15 protein-coding genes and 2 pseudogenes are annotated in these 16,342 nt (G+C 57.9%); 10 read left to right on the top strand and 7 right to left on the bottom strand.

The genetic code is table 11. The annotated features are described in order from the left end of the window. Positions 1–9: 9 nt before the first annotated feature. Positions 10–279 carry a hypothetical protein gene (locus LKE28_05760; protein ID MCH3907747.1) on the bottom strand — a complete coding sequence of 90 codons (270 nt, stop codon included), beginning with the start codon at positions 277–279 and terminating at the stop codon, positions 10–12. 802 nt (positions 280–1,081) lie between these two features. Between LKE28_05760 and LKE28_05755 the strand changes: the two genes are divergently transcribed. Continuing rightward, positions 1,082–1,465: a helix-turn-helix domain-containing protein gene (locus LKE28_05755; GenBank protein MCH3907746.1), complete on the top strand. Its 384-nt coding sequence runs from the start codon at positions 1,082–1,084 to the stop codon at positions 1,463–1,465. A 394-nt stretch (positions 1,466–1,859) separates the two neighbouring features. Here LKE28_05755 and LKE28_05750 read toward each other — a convergent pair whose 3' ends face one another. The 3 genes from LKE28_05750 to LKE28_05740 are packed head-to-tail and all read right to left on the bottom strand — an operon-like array spanning position 1,860 to position 4,020. Beyond that, positions 1,860–2,573 (bottom strand): SIMPL domain-containing protein, encoded by a 714-nt coding sequence (locus tag LKE28_05750; protein MCH3907745.1) that lies wholly within the window; start codon positions 2,571–2,573, stop codon positions 1,860–1,862. Then, positions 2,570–3,196: an NUDIX hydrolase gene (locus LKE28_05745; protein ID MCH3907744.1), complete on the bottom strand. Its 627-nt coding sequence runs from the start codon at positions 3,194–3,196 to the stop codon at positions 2,570–2,572. Before LKE28_05745 ends, LKE28_05750 begins: the two co-directional genes overlap by 4 nt. Next, on the bottom strand, positions 3,193–4,020 hold the full coding sequence (locus LKE28_05740) for an Mrp/NBP35 family ATP-binding protein (protein MCH3907743.1): 828 nt from the start codon (positions 4,018–4,020) through the stop codon (positions 3,193–3,195). The genes LKE28_05745 and LKE28_05740 overlap by 4 nt, the downstream gene beginning before the upstream one ends. Before the next feature lie 206 nt (positions 4,021–4,226). Here LKE28_05740 and LKE28_05735 point away from each other — a divergent pair, with 206 nt between their 5' ends. The 8 genes and pseudogenes from LKE28_05735 to xdh all read left to right on the top strand — a co-directional run bounded on the left by LKE28_05735 (position 4,227) and on the right by xdh (position 13,477). Further along, positions 4,227–4,502: an OadG family protein gene (locus LKE28_05735; protein MCH3907742.1), complete on the top strand. Its 276-nt coding sequence runs from the start codon at positions 4,227–4,229 to the stop codon at positions 4,500–4,502. 19 nt (positions 4,503–4,521) lie between these two features. Beyond that, positions 4,522–6,340: pseudogene (locus LKE28_05730) on the top strand (biotin/lipoyl-binding protein). Positions 6,341–6,352: 12 nt separating this feature from the next. Continuing rightward, positions 6,353–7,561, top strand: coding sequence for a sodium ion-translocating decarboxylase subunit beta (locus tag LKE28_05725; GenBank protein ID MCH3907741.1), 1,209 nt, complete (start codon positions 6,353–6,355; stop codon positions 7,559–7,561). A gap of 61 nt (positions 7,562–7,622) precedes the next feature. Then, on the top strand, positions 7,623–8,522 hold the full coding sequence (locus LKE28_05720) for an alpha/beta hydrolase (GenBank protein MCH3907740.1): 900 nt from the start codon (positions 7,623–7,625) through the stop codon (positions 8,520–8,522). A 376-nt stretch (positions 8,523–8,898) separates the two neighbouring features. Next, a complete protein-coding gene (locus LKE28_05715) occupies positions 8,899–9,486 on the top strand; it encodes an alpha/beta hydrolase (protein ID MCH3907739.1) in 588 nt (195 codons plus the stop codon). After that, positions 9,483–9,971: a dCMP deaminase family protein gene (locus LKE28_05710; GenBank protein ID MCH3907738.1), complete on the top strand. Its 489-nt coding sequence runs from the start codon at positions 9,483–9,485 to the stop codon at positions 9,969–9,971. The genes LKE28_05715 and LKE28_05710 overlap by 4 nt, the downstream gene beginning before the upstream one ends. Next, complete coding sequence (locus LKE28_05705; GenBank protein MCH3907737.1) at positions 9,968–10,864, top strand: PfkB family carbohydrate kinase; 897 nt, start codon at positions 9,968–9,970, stop codon at positions 10,862–10,864. Before LKE28_05710 ends, LKE28_05705 begins: the two co-directional genes overlap by 4 nt. A 66-nt stretch (positions 10,865–10,930) precedes the next feature. Beyond that, the gene (gene xdh, locus LKE28_05700; protein MCH3907736.1) at positions 10,931–13,477 is read left to right on the top strand and encodes a selenium-dependent xanthine dehydrogenase; all 2,547 of its coding nucleotides are present in this window, start codon (positions 10,931–10,933) and stop codon (positions 13,475–13,477) included. Here xdh and LKE28_05695 read toward each other — a convergent pair. Next, positions 13,471–14,461 (bottom strand): annotated as a pseudogene (locus LKE28_05695) (aldo/keto reductase). The gene xdh and the pseudogene LKE28_05695 sit on opposite strands and share 7 nt — an antisense overlap. A gap of 64 nt (positions 14,462–14,525) precedes the next feature. Here LKE28_05695 and LKE28_05690 point away from each other — a divergent pair. Further along, on the top strand, positions 14,526–15,458 hold the full coding sequence (locus LKE28_05690; protein ID MCH3907735.1) for a ketopantoate reductase family protein: 933 nt from the start codon (positions 14,526–14,528) through the stop codon (positions 15,456–15,458). Here the strand turns inward: LKE28_05690 and LKE28_05685 are convergent. Next, positions 15,455–15,781, bottom strand: coding sequence for a hypothetical protein (locus LKE28_05685; protein MCH3907734.1), 327 nt, complete (start codon positions 15,779–15,781; stop codon positions 15,455–15,457). The genes LKE28_05690 and LKE28_05685 overlap by 4 nt on opposite strands. A 1-nt stretch (position 15,782) precedes the next feature. Continuing rightward, complete coding sequence (locus tag LKE28_05680; protein MCH3907733.1) at positions 15,783–16,328, bottom strand: hypothetical protein; 546 nt, start codon at positions 16,326–16,328, stop codon at positions 15,783–15,785. Positions 16,329–16,342 lie beyond the last annotated feature (14 nt).

Genomic DNA, 16,342 nt, shown 5'->3' with positions numbered 1-16,342 from the left:
TGCAACGGTTCAGTTCACATCCTTGAAAGGCAACACATATTCGTCGAAGATCCGCTTAAGCGCAGCTTTGAGCCGGATGCTGTAGTCAAGACGGTTGATCTTCTCGCCTATTTTTTCTCCATAGGCCACAGGATCGGCATCCCTCTTGATCACCTCGAAGTTCGGGATATCGTCCTGCTCATTATGATAGCAATGCGCCGCGTATTTCACATCATCCTCATGCAGGCAGTATTCCTCACTCACCCTATCAAGCACCTCATACAGGGTTTTCTTTTCCATTGGGAGTGGGAGACCGTCTACAGCTCCAAGGACGGGTCCCGGAGCCGCCTGCCCACGCTGGTGGAGAGGAAGACCCGCTACGCGATCATGCCCAGGATGCCCAACCAGAGCGCGGCCAGGTTCCGTGATGTCTTCCGGTCCATCACGTTCGACAACGGCAGCGAGTTCTCCGACGTCAGCGGGATGGAGGGCTCGTGCCAGGGGCCCCACGCTGTATTTCGCCCACCCCTACTGCTCCTGCGAGCGGAGGGCCAACGAGAACCACAACGGCATCATCCGCAGGTTCCTCCCCAAAGGTACCGACTTCGCCCGGGTGGCGGACAGGACCGTCCGGGAAATCCAGCGCTGGATGAACGCCTACCCCAGAAGGATCCTCGACGGTTCCACACCCCTGGAGAGGTTCAGGCAGGAGTTCGGTCTCATACCATCAAAATGCAGTATCATGGAGGCTGGTTGATGAGCTCTAAACATCAGGATCAAGTATCAGGACATTCCTCTTTACAAGTCACCAGCCACATATTCCCAATCACAATTTCACCACAAAAAAGATATAAATAAGATATTGTGCCTTAACGTAACATGTATTATATGTCGAAGAGAACCCAGAAAGCTGTACAAGTTGCTACAAAACGTGAAGGCAACCTTCGCGCAATTGCTTGATGATCTCGCAAAAAAGATCCGGAACAACAGGGATGGCATAACTATTCCATGTTGGGAGAAGGCAGGTACCATTGTCATCTCACCTCTCGTTGGGTGGCATGTTGGACCTGGAAGCAAGGAACAATCATTTTCGAGGTATCGTATGCGGGTAGGAGAGAAAACGCACCATATTGACATCACCATCAACTCGGGGAGCAAGCTCCTTCTCCCCATTATCAAGGAGCATTATCCCAATGCGATTATTTTGGAGAAAAACGAAAATGAAGATGAGCTGATCGCCATGGAACAGTCCCCCGTATACCAGGAAGGGAAACGACTCTTGCAGATTCCCGGCAACCGGCTGTTCGTCTTCCGGAACAAAAAGGGCTTCACCCAACAGCAGCTTGCCCAACAGGCAGGCGTGAGGCGTGAGACGATTTCCCTGCTGGAGCATGGGAAGCGGCACCTGGGCGTCAACCTGGCGAAGAAGCTCGCCCCTCCGCTGGGAGTTGGGTACAAGGATCTTCTCCCGGACGAAGAGAACTGATTGGCTTTCCTCATTCCCTGCAAGACAACAAGAGACAAACACTTTGCTGTTGGTTCTTGGATCGGCAGTTGCAAGGCTTCGTTGAAGGAAGAACGGTCAAAGAATGGGACATGTTTTCCTCTCTTATCCGCCCAAATGCCGACGTCACCGGAGGAAAAAAAAGCTCCCACAAGCTTGCACCCTTGTAGGAGTTCCGCATGAAGCGGGGGAGGTTTCCGGACCGTCACCTCATTTGCATGAGGGGGAAAACAACGTTTCGGAAACGGGTGGAGTCACTGATAAACAAACTTCACCGACACTGCAGATATACCACTTTCGGGGAAAAAAGAAAAGGGATTCACTCGGAATTTTTCTTCCGGGAATCCCTTTTGTTTGAACGGCGAACAAATTTGGGTCAGTTTCCCGCCCCAAAGACCACCGTTACTACCGCGTTGAGAGACAAGACACCGCTGGGTGCTTCCGTCGCCGTCATCGCTTCGGAAGCGACGGCCAAGGCGAGTTTCGCGTTGCGGTACACCGGCTGGGTAGCCGTGGTGCCTTCCGTGACGGAAAGCGGAGAGCCCAAGATCATATGGTAGGTCTCGGCATACACGCCGGCTTTCTGCTTGGCATCCAGAGCCGCTTTTCTCCTCGCTTCGGCGAGTTCCGCTGATTTATCCGCCTTGTCGAACTGGATGGAATCCAGCGACAAGGAGTCGATGCCGCCAAGCTGGTCGAGCACACTGCCCAGCTGGGAGAGATCGCGAAGCTTGACGGAGAGGGTCTGGGAGCAACTCTCCCCCACTTTCTGCTGTTTGTTGTTCTCCCAAGTATACTCGGTGTACAGATTCAGGCTCTGCGTGGTGATGTCATCTTCCGCCACGCCTTGGGCGCGCAAGAGAGCCAGCACTTGGGCAACCTTCTCGTTGGTAGCGTTCTGCGCTTCCTTGGTGGTATCCCGCGTCTCCTTCGCCGTGACACGGAACGAGGCCATATCCGGCTTCACCTCCACCGTACCGCTTCCGGTTACGGTGATCGTCCCCTGCACCGCTTCGGTGGTGGCGCATCCGGCCAGCACCAGAGCTCCGATGGCGAGCAAAGCCACAATGGCTGTGCGTATCCGTCTCATCTGTTCCCTCCTTGGGGCAGCAACTCCGGTCGCTTCCGGGATTCCTTCAAAAAGAACCCCATGGCGATCATCATGATGCCGTTGTCGTACATACCCGTCCCGATGTCCCGCATCACCTCTTCGACCGGGACGGACAGGACATCCAATTGCTCGTTCTTGTCCAGATGTTGGCCGGAAACCGGCTCCAAGCCCTCGGCAAGAAAGAAATTCGCCCGGTTGGACATGAACGCGCTGTTCGGATTGATGTCCCCAAGCTTGGTGATCGTGCGGGTTGTGCACCCCGTCTCTTCCATCAACTCCCTCAGCGCGGCGTCCTTGGGATCCTCCCCCTTCTCCACCAGCCCTGCGGGAAATTCCCTGGTAACGGCAGCAGCCCCATGCCGGAACTGCTGCTCCATGATGAACATCGGCCTGCCGTCCGAAGCCCGGTACCAGGGAATTACGGTGATCCACTCGGGACAGAGCACCTCGACGAAGGTTCCCTTGCGCCCGTCGGTGGACAGACGATCCACCAACGCCACGTCAAAAATCGGGCCATGATAGGAAACACGGACCGGAGAGACATCCTTCCACACCAGGTGGGAAGTATCCTTGCTGTCACCGACGCCGAAGGGATCGCTCATGCCTTGCTCCCGTCAATCTGGGCGGCAATGGCAAGGAATGCTTTGGTCGACGCGCTCTGCGGTTTGTCCTTCAGCACGCTGGTCCCCTTGTCCTCATCCTCCCGCACCGGTAGTTCGATGGGGATCGAACCGAGGAACGGCACTCCCGTCTCCTCGGCAAGCTTCTTCCCGCCACCCTTGCCGAACAGGTCGATCTCCTCTCCGCAGTGCGGGCAGATCAAACCACTCATGTTCTCGACGACCCCCAGCACGGGGAGTTTCAACTGTTTGGAGAAATTCACCGAGCGGCGGGCGTCCAGAATGGCCACGTCCTGTGGCGTGGTGACGATGATCGAGCCAGTCATCGAACGGATCGACTGGCAGACGGTCAACTGTTCATCCCCCGTCCCCGGAGGCGAGTCGATCAACAGATAGTCCAGCGGTCCCCAGTTGGCCTGTTCCAGGAACTGACGGATGGCGCTCATCTTCATCGGGCCCCTCCAGACGATCGGCTGGTCCTCCTGGGTGGCGAACGCCAGGCTCATCACCTTCAGACCGGGACGGACCTGAACCGGTTCGAACGTCTTTCCTTCGTCGTTGCTGACCAGCGAGGCGCCTTCGCACCCCAGCATCTTGGCCACATTGGGGCCGTGCAGATCGGTGTCCAGAATGCCCACCGTCCGTCCGCTGTCCACCAATGCGTTGGCAAGGTTGATCGTCACCGTGGTCTTCCCCACGCCGCCCTTGCCGCTCATCACCAGGATCTTCTTCCCGATGGCATCCATATGTTCCTTGATCGCCCGATCCTGGGCGATCTGTTGTTCAAAATCAATTCCTTCCGGCATACTCACTCCTAGCTCCAAACATATCCGTAAATATGCAAACAGACAATATCAGACGTCTTCCAGCGGGTGTTTTGACGGATGATATTCTTTTGAGTCCAATAAGTTTGCCTTGCTTGATACTTTCTCATCATTTCCCATATAATGGGGTAAATACCATGGTGTAGTGTGCGCCAATGGTCCTGTCGTTTGTTGAAGGAGATCAGTATATGACTTTTCTCACCGCTGCCGAACACACGCTGCTTGTTACCACCCTGCAGGATGGTCTGATCCTTCTGCTTTTGGGCATGGGAACAGTGTTTGTGTTTCTTACGCTTCTCGTCTTTCTGACCAAAGGGATGTCCTCGATCGTCAGAAAAGTCACCCCGAAAGAACAGCCAGCCGCAACCAGCCCCGTCGTGGAAAGCGTTGCGCCGTCTGCAGGCAATGATGCTGAGATTGCAGCCGCCATCGCCGCAGCGTTTGTCCAATCAAAGAAGAAGTGACACCTAGGAGGTCCTTGTTATGAAAAAGCAAGTCAAGTTCATGTGCACGGCATTCCGTGACGGTTTCCAGTCCGTCTATGGAGCCCGTGTCTTCACCAAAGATTTCATGCCAGCCGTCGCCGCTGCGCGGGAAGCTGGCATCACCCATTTTGAGGCAGGCGGTGGCGCCCGCTTCCAGGCGCTGTACTTCTACAGCAACGAAGACGCCTTCGCCATGATGGATGAGTTCCGCAAGGTCGCCGGACCGGATGCAGACCTGCAGACCCTCTCCCGCGGCGTCAACGTCGTCGGTCTGGATTCCCAGCCCAGAGACATCATCAAGTTGCATGCCAAGATGTTCAAGAAACACGGCATGAGCACCATCAGAAACTTCGACGCGTTGAACGACGTCAACAACCTGATCGACAGCGGCCGCGCCATTCACGACGCAGGACTTCGCCATGAGGTGACCGTCACCATGATGAGCCTTCCTCCGAAGGTAACCGGCGCCCATGATCCTGATTTCTACGAAAAAGTACTGAAATCCATTCTCGATGCGGGCATTCCGTTTGAGTCCGTCTGCTTCAAGGACGCCAGCGGCACCTCCACCCCGCACACCGTATATGAGACCGTAAAACGGGCACGCAAACTGCTCGGACCCGATATGAACATCGTATTCCACAGCCATGATACGGCGGGCTGCTGCATCGCCCAGTATCTTGCCGCTCTGGAAGCCGGCGCCAGCCAGGTTGACCTCTCCATGCAGCCGGTATCCGGCGGTACCTGCCAGCCGGACATCCTGACGATGTGGCACGCCCTTCGCGGCACGGACTATGACCTCGGCGTCGACATCCACAAGATCCGCGAGGCTGAGAACGTATTCATGGATTGCATGAAGGATTATTTCATGCCGCCAGAGGCACAGCGCGTCAATCCGGAAATCCCGTTCTTCCCGCTTCCCGGTGGAGCCCTTACGGCCAACACCCAGATGCTCCGGGACAACAACCTGATGGACAAGTATCCGCAGATTGTCGAAGCGATGGGAGAGACCGTCGCCAAGGGCGGTTTCGGAACCTCCGTCACCCCGGTTTCCCAGTTCTACTTCCAGCAGGCGTTCAACAACGTCATGTTCGGACCGTGGAAGAAGTTTGCCGAAGGATACGGCAAGATGGTGCTTGGCTATTTCGGCAAGACCCCGGTCGCGCCCGATCCGGAAGTCGTCAAGTTGGCCAGCGAGCAGCTGCATCTTGAGCCGACCACCAAGAAAGTCGTCGACATCAACGACGCCGATCCGACCAAGGGCATCAAGGCCGCGACCAAGATGCTGCAGGACGCCGGCGTCCCCATCACGGATGAGAACATCTTCATCGCCGCTTCCTGCAAGGAGAAGGGCATTCTGTTCCTGACCGGCAAGAGCAAAGTCAACGGCGTCCGGAAGATTGATCCGAAGGAAGTCGCCGCCCGCAAGGCTGGTGAGTACACCGTCACCGTCAACGGCAAGGCGTTCGGCGTGAAGCTTTCCGCCAACGAAGCCACCGTTAATGGAACGGAGTATCCGCTTTCCGTGGCGTTTGGCATCGATGAGGCAGCTATCGCGAAGAGCGCTCCCTGCCGCCGCCACTGGCGCACCGCTTCCCACCGGAGCCGGAACAACCATCAAGGCACCGATGCCTGGTCTGATCCTCCGCCTGAACGTGAAAGTGGGCGATGTGGTGAAGAAGAACCAGTGTGTCCTCGTCATGGAAGCCATGAAGATGGAAAATGAAATCTACAGCCCCAGCGATGGCACGGTCACCAAGATCCCCGTCACGCAAGGCCAGCAGATGCAGACGGGTGATGCGCTCATCACCATCGCCTAAAGGAGTCCTGGCATGATTGGAGAAGCATTTGGTAAGTTGTGGGAGTCAACCGGTCTGTATGGATTCTTAGGCTTTGCCGGCAGCGATTTTGGCTGGGGCAATGCCGTGATGATCTGTGTGGGCCTGTTGCTGATCTACTTGGCCATCAAGAAAGGATTCGAGCCATTGCTCCTGATCCCGATCGGGTTTGGCTGTATCCTGTCCAATATTCCGCAGGCCTACATCTCTGGGATTGATCCGACAAACACCAGTGGGATCGGAGCCGCGGGATTCATCAAAGTGTTGTTCGACAGCGGCATCAACACCGGTCTGTTCCCCATCCTGATCTTCATGGGTGTCGGAGCGATGACCGATTTCGGACCGCTTATCGCCAACCCGAAAACGTTGCTCCTTGGAGCTGCCGCGCAGCTGGGAATCTTCGCCGCCTTGATCGGAGCGTTGCTGCTCTCGTTCATTCCGGGGATTCATTTCTCGTTGCATGACGCCGCGTCCATCGGCATCATCGGAGGCGCGGATGGTCCTACGGCCATTTACGTGACGACACGACTGGCACCGAACCTTCTGGGTCCGATCGCCGTCGCGGCGTACAGCTACATGGCTCTGGTACCGATCATCCAGCCGCCGATCATGAAAGCGCTCACCACGCCGGAAGAGCGGAAGATCAAAATGGAACAGCTTCGCCCGGTTTCCAAACTGGAGAAGATCTGCTTCCCGTTGACCGTACTGTTGGTCAACGCCATTTTGCTCCCGTCCGCCACCCCGCTGATGGGTTCGCTTATGTTCGGCAACCTGCTCAATGAAAGCGGCGTCACCAAGCGTCTGTCCGATACGGCGCAGAACGCGTTGATGAACACGGTGACCATCTTCCTCGGACTCTCCGTTGGATCGAAGATGGAGGCCAGCCACTTCCTGACGCTGAACACGCTGGGCATTCTGCTCCTCGGCATGATCGCCTTCTCTCTGGGCACGGCCGGTGGTGTACTGCTGGGCAAGCTGATGAACAAGCTCGACCCGAAGCACCCGACCAACCCGTTGATCGGTTCGGCGGGAGTCTCCGCCGTTCCGATGGCGGCCCGTGTCTCCAGCAAGGTAGGCCAGGAAGCCGATCCGCAGAACTTCCTGCTGATGCACGCCATGGGACCGAACGTGGCAGGTGTCATTGGTTCCGCCGTTGCAGCCGGTGTCATGTTGGCCATCGTGCCCTTCATGGAACAGCTGTAAGCCTTGATGCATCGATTTGCTTGAATGACGACCCGGTGCAAGCCGGGTCGTTTTCGTCCCTATGAAACGAATCATCCGCCCCATCATTCTTCTCTTCCTTGTCCTGCTGGTCTGCTGGAACCTCTTTCTCCCCGGCTACCGGGAGCCATACACCTCCGTCCTCGCCGCGCCGGATGAGTCACGTTGTTTCAGCCCGAAGTGCCGGTCCATCATCAAAACAGGGGGCAACGACAAGGCGATTTTGATGATCCACGGCTTTCCTTCCACCCCATATCTCTACACCTTCTTCGCCGACCACTTTTTCCAGGAAGGATACGATGTGTACGCCCCGCTTCTTCCCGGCTTCGGCACCGATCCCAAAGATCTGGAACGCACCTCGTTCAACCAATGGTACGGATACATCCGTTCGTACTATCTGAAACTGCGCAAGCAATATGGTACGGTGATCATCATGGGCCACTCCATGGGCGGGGCGTTGGCCATCAAGCTGGCAGAGGAATTCCAAGAAACGGACCAACGTCCTGATGCCTTGGTGTCCATCTCCGCCGTGGTCTCCTACCGGAAGCTCAGCAGGCTGTTCGTCCGCACGTTGGCCGCCATCAAGCCATCCTATGGGACGTTCACCCAAAGCCACCAGGATCGGGACGACGGCCAGGAAGAATGGACGGGATACGGAGGGATATTCCCGCGCGCCGGTCTTTCCTTGATCGCCAATCTTCCCCAGATCCGGAAAGGTATTCCTTCCCTCACCGTCCCGTTCTACGCCGTACAGGACAAAGGGGACAAGACGGTGCCGTTCTCCAGCCTGAAAACCATCGAGAAACTGCAGCAGAGCGAGCGTTTCCAGGTCTGGGAAATGGACATGGGCAAGCGTTCCCACACCCGCCACAACCTGCCGATGTACCGCTCCGTCCAAAAAGAGCTCGCCTCCTCCATTTCTTTGTTCCTCCGTGACCTGTAATGCTTGTCTTTGCCGACGCATTGTGCCACATTGGGATGTATGGCCATCATCATCACAGGCATCATCATCTTCCTGCTCCTGTGGAACTGGAACTTCTGGTTCTATCATGAACCATACACCAAACCGCTTCCCGCACCGGACGAATCCAAGTGTTTCAGCCCGCGGTGCCGATCCATCATCAAGGAAGGCGGAGGCGACCGGGTGATTTTGATGGTCCACGGCTTCCCTTCCTGCCCCCAGGTGTTCGAGTACTTCGCCGATTACTTCTCCAAGGCGGGCTACGACGTCCGCGCCCCGTTGATCCCCGGCTTCGGCACCGAGCCCCAAGGATCTGGAACACACCTCGTTCGCCCAGTGGTACGACTACATCGCCCGGGTGTACGAGAGTCTCCGCGCCCGCTACAAGCAGGTGTTCGTCCTGGGCCTTTCCATGGGAGGGACCATCACCCTGAGGATCGGCGAGACATACAGCGGAACGGACAAGGCTCCGGACGGTCTGGTCTCCATCTCCGCTCCGGTCTGCTACAACAGCCTGCATGACCGGGTGGTGGCAAGCCCGTTCGTCTTTGTCGGACGGATCGTCTCCGTGTTTTTCCCGGTCATCGGCATTCCACGGAACGTCAGCGGGAAACCAAATGGGGAAGACGGCAACGAGGACTGGACGGGATACCATGGGATGTTCGCCCGGCAAGGCATCACGTTGATCTACCACCTCAAGCCGATCAGGCGGGACCTGAAGAAGATCACCGTGCCGCTTCTGGCCATCCAGGACAAGAAGGACAAGACGGTGCCTCCGAAGAACCTGGACATCATTTCCCGGGAGAACGGCAGCAATCATTTCAAACGGATCCAAACGGATATGGAGAAGCACCACCATACGTATCACTGCCTCCCCATGTACCATTCCATACAACACTACGTGGCGGATCAAATCGCCGCGTTTCTCAAGGAGATTTCACAATGATGAAGAAACGGACGGATTATCTCAGCTGGGACGAATACTTCATGGGAGTGGCCGTGCTCTCCTCCCTGCGGAGCAAGGACCCCAACACCCAGGTCGGAGCCTGCATCGTCAACCAGGACAAGAAGATCGTCGGAGTCGGATACAATGGGTTCCCCATCGGTTGTGACGACGACATGCTTCCCTGGGACCGGGAAGGAACCTGGCTGGAGACCAAGTACCCGTACGTCTGCCACGCCGAGCTGAACGCCATTCTGAACTCCAACGGCGGCAACCTGAAGGGATGCACCATCTACGTCGCCCTGTTTCCCTGCAACGAATGCGCCAAGGCGATCATCCAGGCAGGCATCAAGACGGTGATCTACCTCTCAGACAAGTACAAGGACAGCGATAACACCATCGCGTCCAAACGGATGTTCGATGAAGCCGGGGTGACCTACCGGCATCTGGACTGCCCGCACAAACAGGTCACGCTGGACCTGGCATGATTCTCGTCGTCTGCCTCAATCCGACGTTCCAACGTACGTTGTTGTTCTGGGATTTCCACTATGGGGAAGTCAACCGGGCCAAGGAAGCGCGGCTGGACGCCTCCGGCAAAGGGGCCAACGTCACCCGGGTCCTGACGCAGATGGGCGTTCCCGCCACCCTGCTCACCCACCTGGGAGGTTCCCGGGTTGAGGAGATGAAGCGGCTGTACGCCGAAGACGGACTGTCCGTCATCTCGGTGGATGGGGGAAGTGAGATGAGGACCTGCACCACCATCCTCACCCCGGAGGCAACCACCGAACTGGTGGAGGAGCCATCCCCGGTGGCGAAGGAAGCGGATGGGAGAGTCCGGGAGGCGTTCTTCCACGCCCTCCCCTCTGCCGATGCCCTCATCATCACCGGCACCCGGACTCCGGGATACAGCCGGCGGTTGTACGCCGACATGGTCCGGGAAGCGAAGGCACAGGGGAAGCTGGTGGTGCTTGACCTGAAGGGTGACGACCTCCTTCTTTGTCTGGAAGAGAAGCCTGATGTCATCAAACCAAACCTGTCCGAATTCGCCCGGACATTCTGGAACAAAAGCATTCCGGAAGGGGGCGATGACGAACCGTTGAAGCGTGAGGCGGAGGATGGGATGCGCCGGCTGTACCGGCTGTATCACACGTCCACCATCCTCTCACGGGGAAGCAAGGATATCTGGTACTGGGACATGGGGTTCAAGACGCTTTCCGTACCCAAGGCAAAGACGGTCAACACCATCGGGTGCGGAGACGCACTGGCGGCGTCATTCACCGCCCACCTTGCAAACGGAGCAACGTTCGAGGAAGCGCTTCAAGCGGCAACAGAGACGGCCCGCGCCAACGCCGAGACGATCCGTCCGGGATCGATCCAGTAAGGTTGCAACAATCTGCAACAGGGCTTGCTTGACAGATGGAAGATGATGGCCCACAATACCACTGTGATGCGTTTCAAGGTGAACGGCAACGACATCTCCTATGACGGCCCGGACATGAAGCTGCTCCCCTATCTGCGGGATCATCTTCGTCTGACCGGCGCGAAGGACGGTTGCAGTGAAGGCGCCTGTGGGGCCTGCACCGTCATCGTCCAGGGAAAAGCCACCAAATCCTGCGTGATGTCCCTTTCACGTCTGGAAGGGAAAGAGATCATCACCATCGAAGGGCTGACCGATCGGGAAAAAGCGGTGTACGGCTTCTGTTTCGCCGAATGCGGCGCCGTTCAGTGCGGGTATTGCACCCCGGGAATGATCATGTCCATCAAAGCGTTGCTGGACGCCAATCCATCCCCCACCGAAGCGGAAGTCCGCAAGGCGGTCTTCGGCAATATCTGCCGGTGTACCGGCTACCAGAAAATCATTGAAGCGGCGTTGATGAGCGCACGCTACCTCAGGGAGGACATCCCGGTGACAACCCAGGTGGAGATCCCCGCCGTGGACGAGCGGTTCCGCAGGGTGGATGCCGTTTCCAAGGCACTGGGTATCGGCATCTTCACCAATGACCTCATGTTGCCGGGGATGGTGTACGCCAAAGCGGTGCGCAGCGCCCACCCCCGGGCGAAGATCCTTTCCATTGACACCACGGAAGCCAAACGTCACCCGGATTGCGTCGCCGTCTTCACCGCTTCTGATGTGCCGGAAAACATGCTGGGGCACCTGGTCCATGACTGGCCGGTGATGATCCCCGTCGGCGGCATCACCGCATACATCGGGGACGCCATCGCGCTCATCGTCTCCAAGACGGAAGCGGCGCTTGCCGAAATCCTTCCGTTGGTGAAGGTGGAGTACGAGGTTCTCACTCCTGTCCTCACCCCGGAAGAAGCCCTCAAACCGGATGCGCCGCTGGTACATCCGACCGGCAACGTCCTGGACACGGAACACATCGCTCGCGGGAACGCCGATGAGGCGTTGGCCACCTGCGCACACGTAGTCCACAACGTCTTCCACACTCCGTACACGGAACACGCCTTCATGGAACCGGAGTGCGCCGTCGCCCAACCGGAAGGCGATGGAGTACTGGTGTACACCTCAGGCCAGAGCGTCTATGACGAGCAGCGGGAGATATCCCGGATGCTGAAACTGCCTGCGGAGAAGGTCCACTGCCACAGCATGCTGGTCGGTGGAGGGTTCGGGGGCAAGGAAGACATGAGCGTGCAGCATCACGCGGCGCTGTGCGCGTACCTGACCGGACTTCCGGTAAAGATGCGGTTGACCCGGCAGGAGAGCATCAACGTCCACCCCAAACGGCACCCGATGGATATTGATCTCACCGTGGGTTGTGACGCAGAGGGACATCTGGTGGCGATGAAGGAGACGATCATCTCCAACACCGGTGCGTACGCGTCGCTGGGAGGCCCGGTGTTGCAGCGGGCATGCACCCACGCCGCCGGACCGTACAACTACCACAACATCGACATTCTGGGCCGGGCGGTCTACACCAACAACGTCCCGGCTGGAGCGTTCCGGGGATTTGGCGTCACCCAGAGTTGCTTCGCCATTGAGACGGCCATCAACCTGCTGGCCGACCAGGTGGGGATGGACTACTGGGAGTTCCGGATGCTCAACGCCATCAAACCGGGAGATGTGTTGCCCAACGGCCAGATCACCGGGGAAGACGTGGGGATCCGGGAGTGTCTTCTGGCGGTGAAGGATGCCTATTACAAGAATGGACGCACCGGGATCGCCTGCGCCATGAAGAACAGCGGACTGGGCGTCGGCGTCCCGGACTGGGGACGGTGCATCCTCTCCGTCGAAGGGGGGAAGATCCACGTACGCACCTCGGCGGCCTGCATGGGCCAGGGGGTGGGCACGGTGACCGTCCAGATCGCAGGCCAGACCATCCCGGGGCTGACGGAAGACGACTTTGTCGTCGAAGCTCCGGATACCCGACGGACACCGGATTCCGGAACCAGCACGGCCAGCCGGCAGACGTTATTCTGCGGAGAGGCGACCCGACGGGCCGCCGTCCAGCTTCGTGACGCACTGGAAGGAAAGACGCTGAAGGATCTGGAAGGACAGGAATTCCTCGGGGAATACCTTGGACAAACCGATCCCATCACCAGCGACAAACCTCACCCGGTCAGCCACATCGGCTACAGCTACAGCGCCCAAGTGGTGGAACTGGATGAACAGGGAAAAGTCGCGAAGGTCACGGCGGCGTGTGACGTCGGTACGGTGATCAACCAACAGGCCGTCACCGGACAGATCGAAGGGGGCATCGTCATGGGCTTGGGATACGCCCTGACGGAACATTTCCCCGTCAAGGACGGCGTGCCGCAGGTCAAGTACGGAACGCTGGGGCTGCTCCGGGCCACCCAGGTGCCGCCGATGGAGATCATCACCGTCCATGGGGAAGGAACCCTTCCTCTGGCCTACGGAGCGAAAGGCGTCGGGGAACTGTGCACCATTCCGGCGGCTCCGGCATGCCAATGCGCCTATTGGCGGCGGGACCAGAAGTTCCGCACTTCCCTTCCCCTGGAAGACACCGCTTATTGAGGCAGGGTCAGTGCATCGATGCTCCGGAGTTCTTCTTCGGAGAACGTTCGTTGTCCCGTGACGGCCCCCAACGTTTCCAACAACTGCTCGACCCGATGGGCCCCCACCAGCACGGTGGTTACCCCAGGACGCTGGAGCAACCAGGAGACGGCCATCTGGGAGAGTTTCTGTCCCCTGGATTGGGCAATGGTGTTCAGTGCCTTGAGGTTCGCCACCAGATCCGGCGTGATCGTCGCCTTGGACAGCGGACCTCCTGAACCGGCCCTGCTCTCCGGAGGAATCGTGCCGGACAGATAGGTATCCGTAAGCAACCCTTGGGCCAATGGGGAGAAACAGACCATTCCCTGTTTTCCCGTCCAATGCTTCCGCCAGATGATCGGCTTCCGTCCAACGGTCCAGCATTGAGTATCGCACCTGGTCCACGATGCAAGGACATCCCAACCGTTTCAGGATGGTGATGGCCTGGATCGCTTCCTTCGCATGGTAGTTGCTGATGCCCACGTACAGCGCCTTGCCTGCTTTCACCAGCGAAGCGAGGGCCCCCATCGTCTCTTCCAACGGAGTGTTGGGATCGGGGCGATGATGATAGAAGATATCCACATAGTCCAGCCCCAACCGTTTCAGGCTCTGGTCGCAACCGGCGATGAGGTGCTTGCGCGATCCCCAGTCTCCGTACGGTCCGGGCCACATCAGGTAACCTGCTTTGGAAGAGATGACCAGTTCATCCCGGTGGCCGGTCAGGTCCGAGTGGAGAATTTTGCCAAAGCGCCGTTCCGCGGCCCCCGGAGGAGGACCGTAGTTATCCGCAAGATCAAAATGGGTGATCCCATGGTCAAACGCCGTGATGACGACATCCCGGCAGGTACGATCATCGGCGTCATCTCCGAAGTTCCGCCACAAGCCAAGGGAGAGGACAGGCAGTTTCAGTCCGCTTTCCCCTGCGTTACGATATTCCATTCCATCATATCGGGTATCATTGTTCATGCTCCCAGCATACACCACTTGGGGACATCAGGACAGAAAAAGTGGTTTGTGCTATGCTGGTGCCATGGAAATCAACACTGTCGCCATCATTGGTACCGGAGCGGTCGGATGTCTGTACGGATCGAAACTCGTCGGATGCCTTGGGCACCAGCATGTCCAGGCCATCGCCAGCGGGGAGCGTCTGCAGCGTTACCGGTCCGAAGGACTGTATTTCAACGAGAAACGGGTCGACTTTGATTTCACCGATTCACCCGCCGTGGCCGATCTGGTGATCATCGCGACAAAGAACCTGCAGCTTGCCCAGGCCGTCCAGGCCATCAAGCCTGCCGTTGGTCCGAAGACCTCCATTCTCAGCCTGCTGAACGGGACGGAGTCGGAAGGGGTCGTCGCCCAGGCGTACGGGGAAGAGAAGGTGCTGTACAGCTTCGCCGTAGGACTTTCCTCCATGCACCAAGGCAACCATATCCACGCGGACAGCGAGGGGAAGATCGTCTTTGGAGAGAAGGACAACAGCGTCACCGAACGGGTCAAGGCGATCCAGCGGCTGTTTGACAAGGCGCACATCGGCTGGGAAGTGCCGAAGAACATTCATCTGGAACTGTGGAAGAAGTTCATGCTGAACACGGCGTTCAACACGCTCTCGGCCATCACCTGGAGCGGGTATGGCGACTTTGTCCATCCGGAGATCCAGCAGTTGGTCCGCATGACCAGCAACGAGGTGATCGCCGTGGCCAATGCTGAAGGCATCCCGTTGACAAGCGCAATGGTGGAAGACAACATCGCCACCATCGTGCGTCTGAACAAGGATGGCATGACCAGCATGTTCCAGGACATGGTGGCCGGCAGGAAGACGGAGAACGATTGGTTCTGCGGCACGGTGGTCAAGCTGGGCGAGAAACATCACATCCCCACCCCGACCTGCCAGGTGCTTTCCCTGTTGGTCAAAAGCTGTGAGGCAAGCCGTGCCCGGGCGATCGCCGAGCACATCCAGCGTTAGTTCTGTTTGGTGCCTGACAGTTCCTGCCAGGCTGCCGTTTTTGCCTTCAGGAGCGCCTCCAGCAGTTCATCGGAACACCGGATTCTCGCGCGGAACGCTTTCTCGTCGGAGGGCACGTCCCTGACCAACGCGACGAGGGAGTGTTTGTCCAGAATCCTGGCTGCGGGGACGTTGTGTTCCCGGGCGATGCCGTCACGGGCAAGGAAGAAGTGTTTGGCGTACACCTGCTCCTGCCGGTTGAAGAACCGGTAGGAGGGCAGCTTCTCCCATCCGGGACGTTCCGGATTCTTCTGTTTGGCGCAGACGCGCATCTTGCCATCCACCTCATGTTCCAGATGCTTTCGCCTTGATCTGTTCCTTCAGGATGTCTTGGAGGGCGAACAAGTCGGCGACATCCCCCAACGCGTACTGGATCTGTGTCTCCGAGAGCGGCCGGGTGAGCCAGTTGGTCGTCTGGTTCTGCTTCTTGTTTCCTTCCACATGGGGAAGCTGGTACATCTCCATCAAGCCACTGAGGTTTCCCATATAGCCCAGCGCCATGGCGGGGATGCGGATGTCATAGACGTTCTCCAGCTGGATGCCGTACTGCTTGCGGACCAAGGAAGCGTCACTTGCGCAATCGAACATCACCTTCTCGATTTCCTTGTCCTCGAAGAACTGCCGAAGGGCTTCCGCAGGGATGCGGAATGGATCGGCCAGGAAGAAATCCGTACCATCATACAGTTGCACCAGACAGAGGTGCTCCCCATAGATGTGGAGGTTGAACTCCCCTTCAAAATCCATCGCGACGGAGGTCACGCCCTTCTCTTTCCATGTCTTCACCTGGCCAAGGAATTTGGCCGGGCTGTCCAGCAACGTGTAGTGGTACATATGGGCAATCGTAC

Origin of the sequence: Sphaerochaeta sp. (genome assembly GCA_022482495.1) — a bacterium.
GTDB lineage: Bacteria > Spirochaetota > Spirochaetia > Sphaerochaetales > Sphaerochaetaceae > RUG023.
This window is presented reverse-complemented; position numbering and strand designations above follow the sequence as displayed.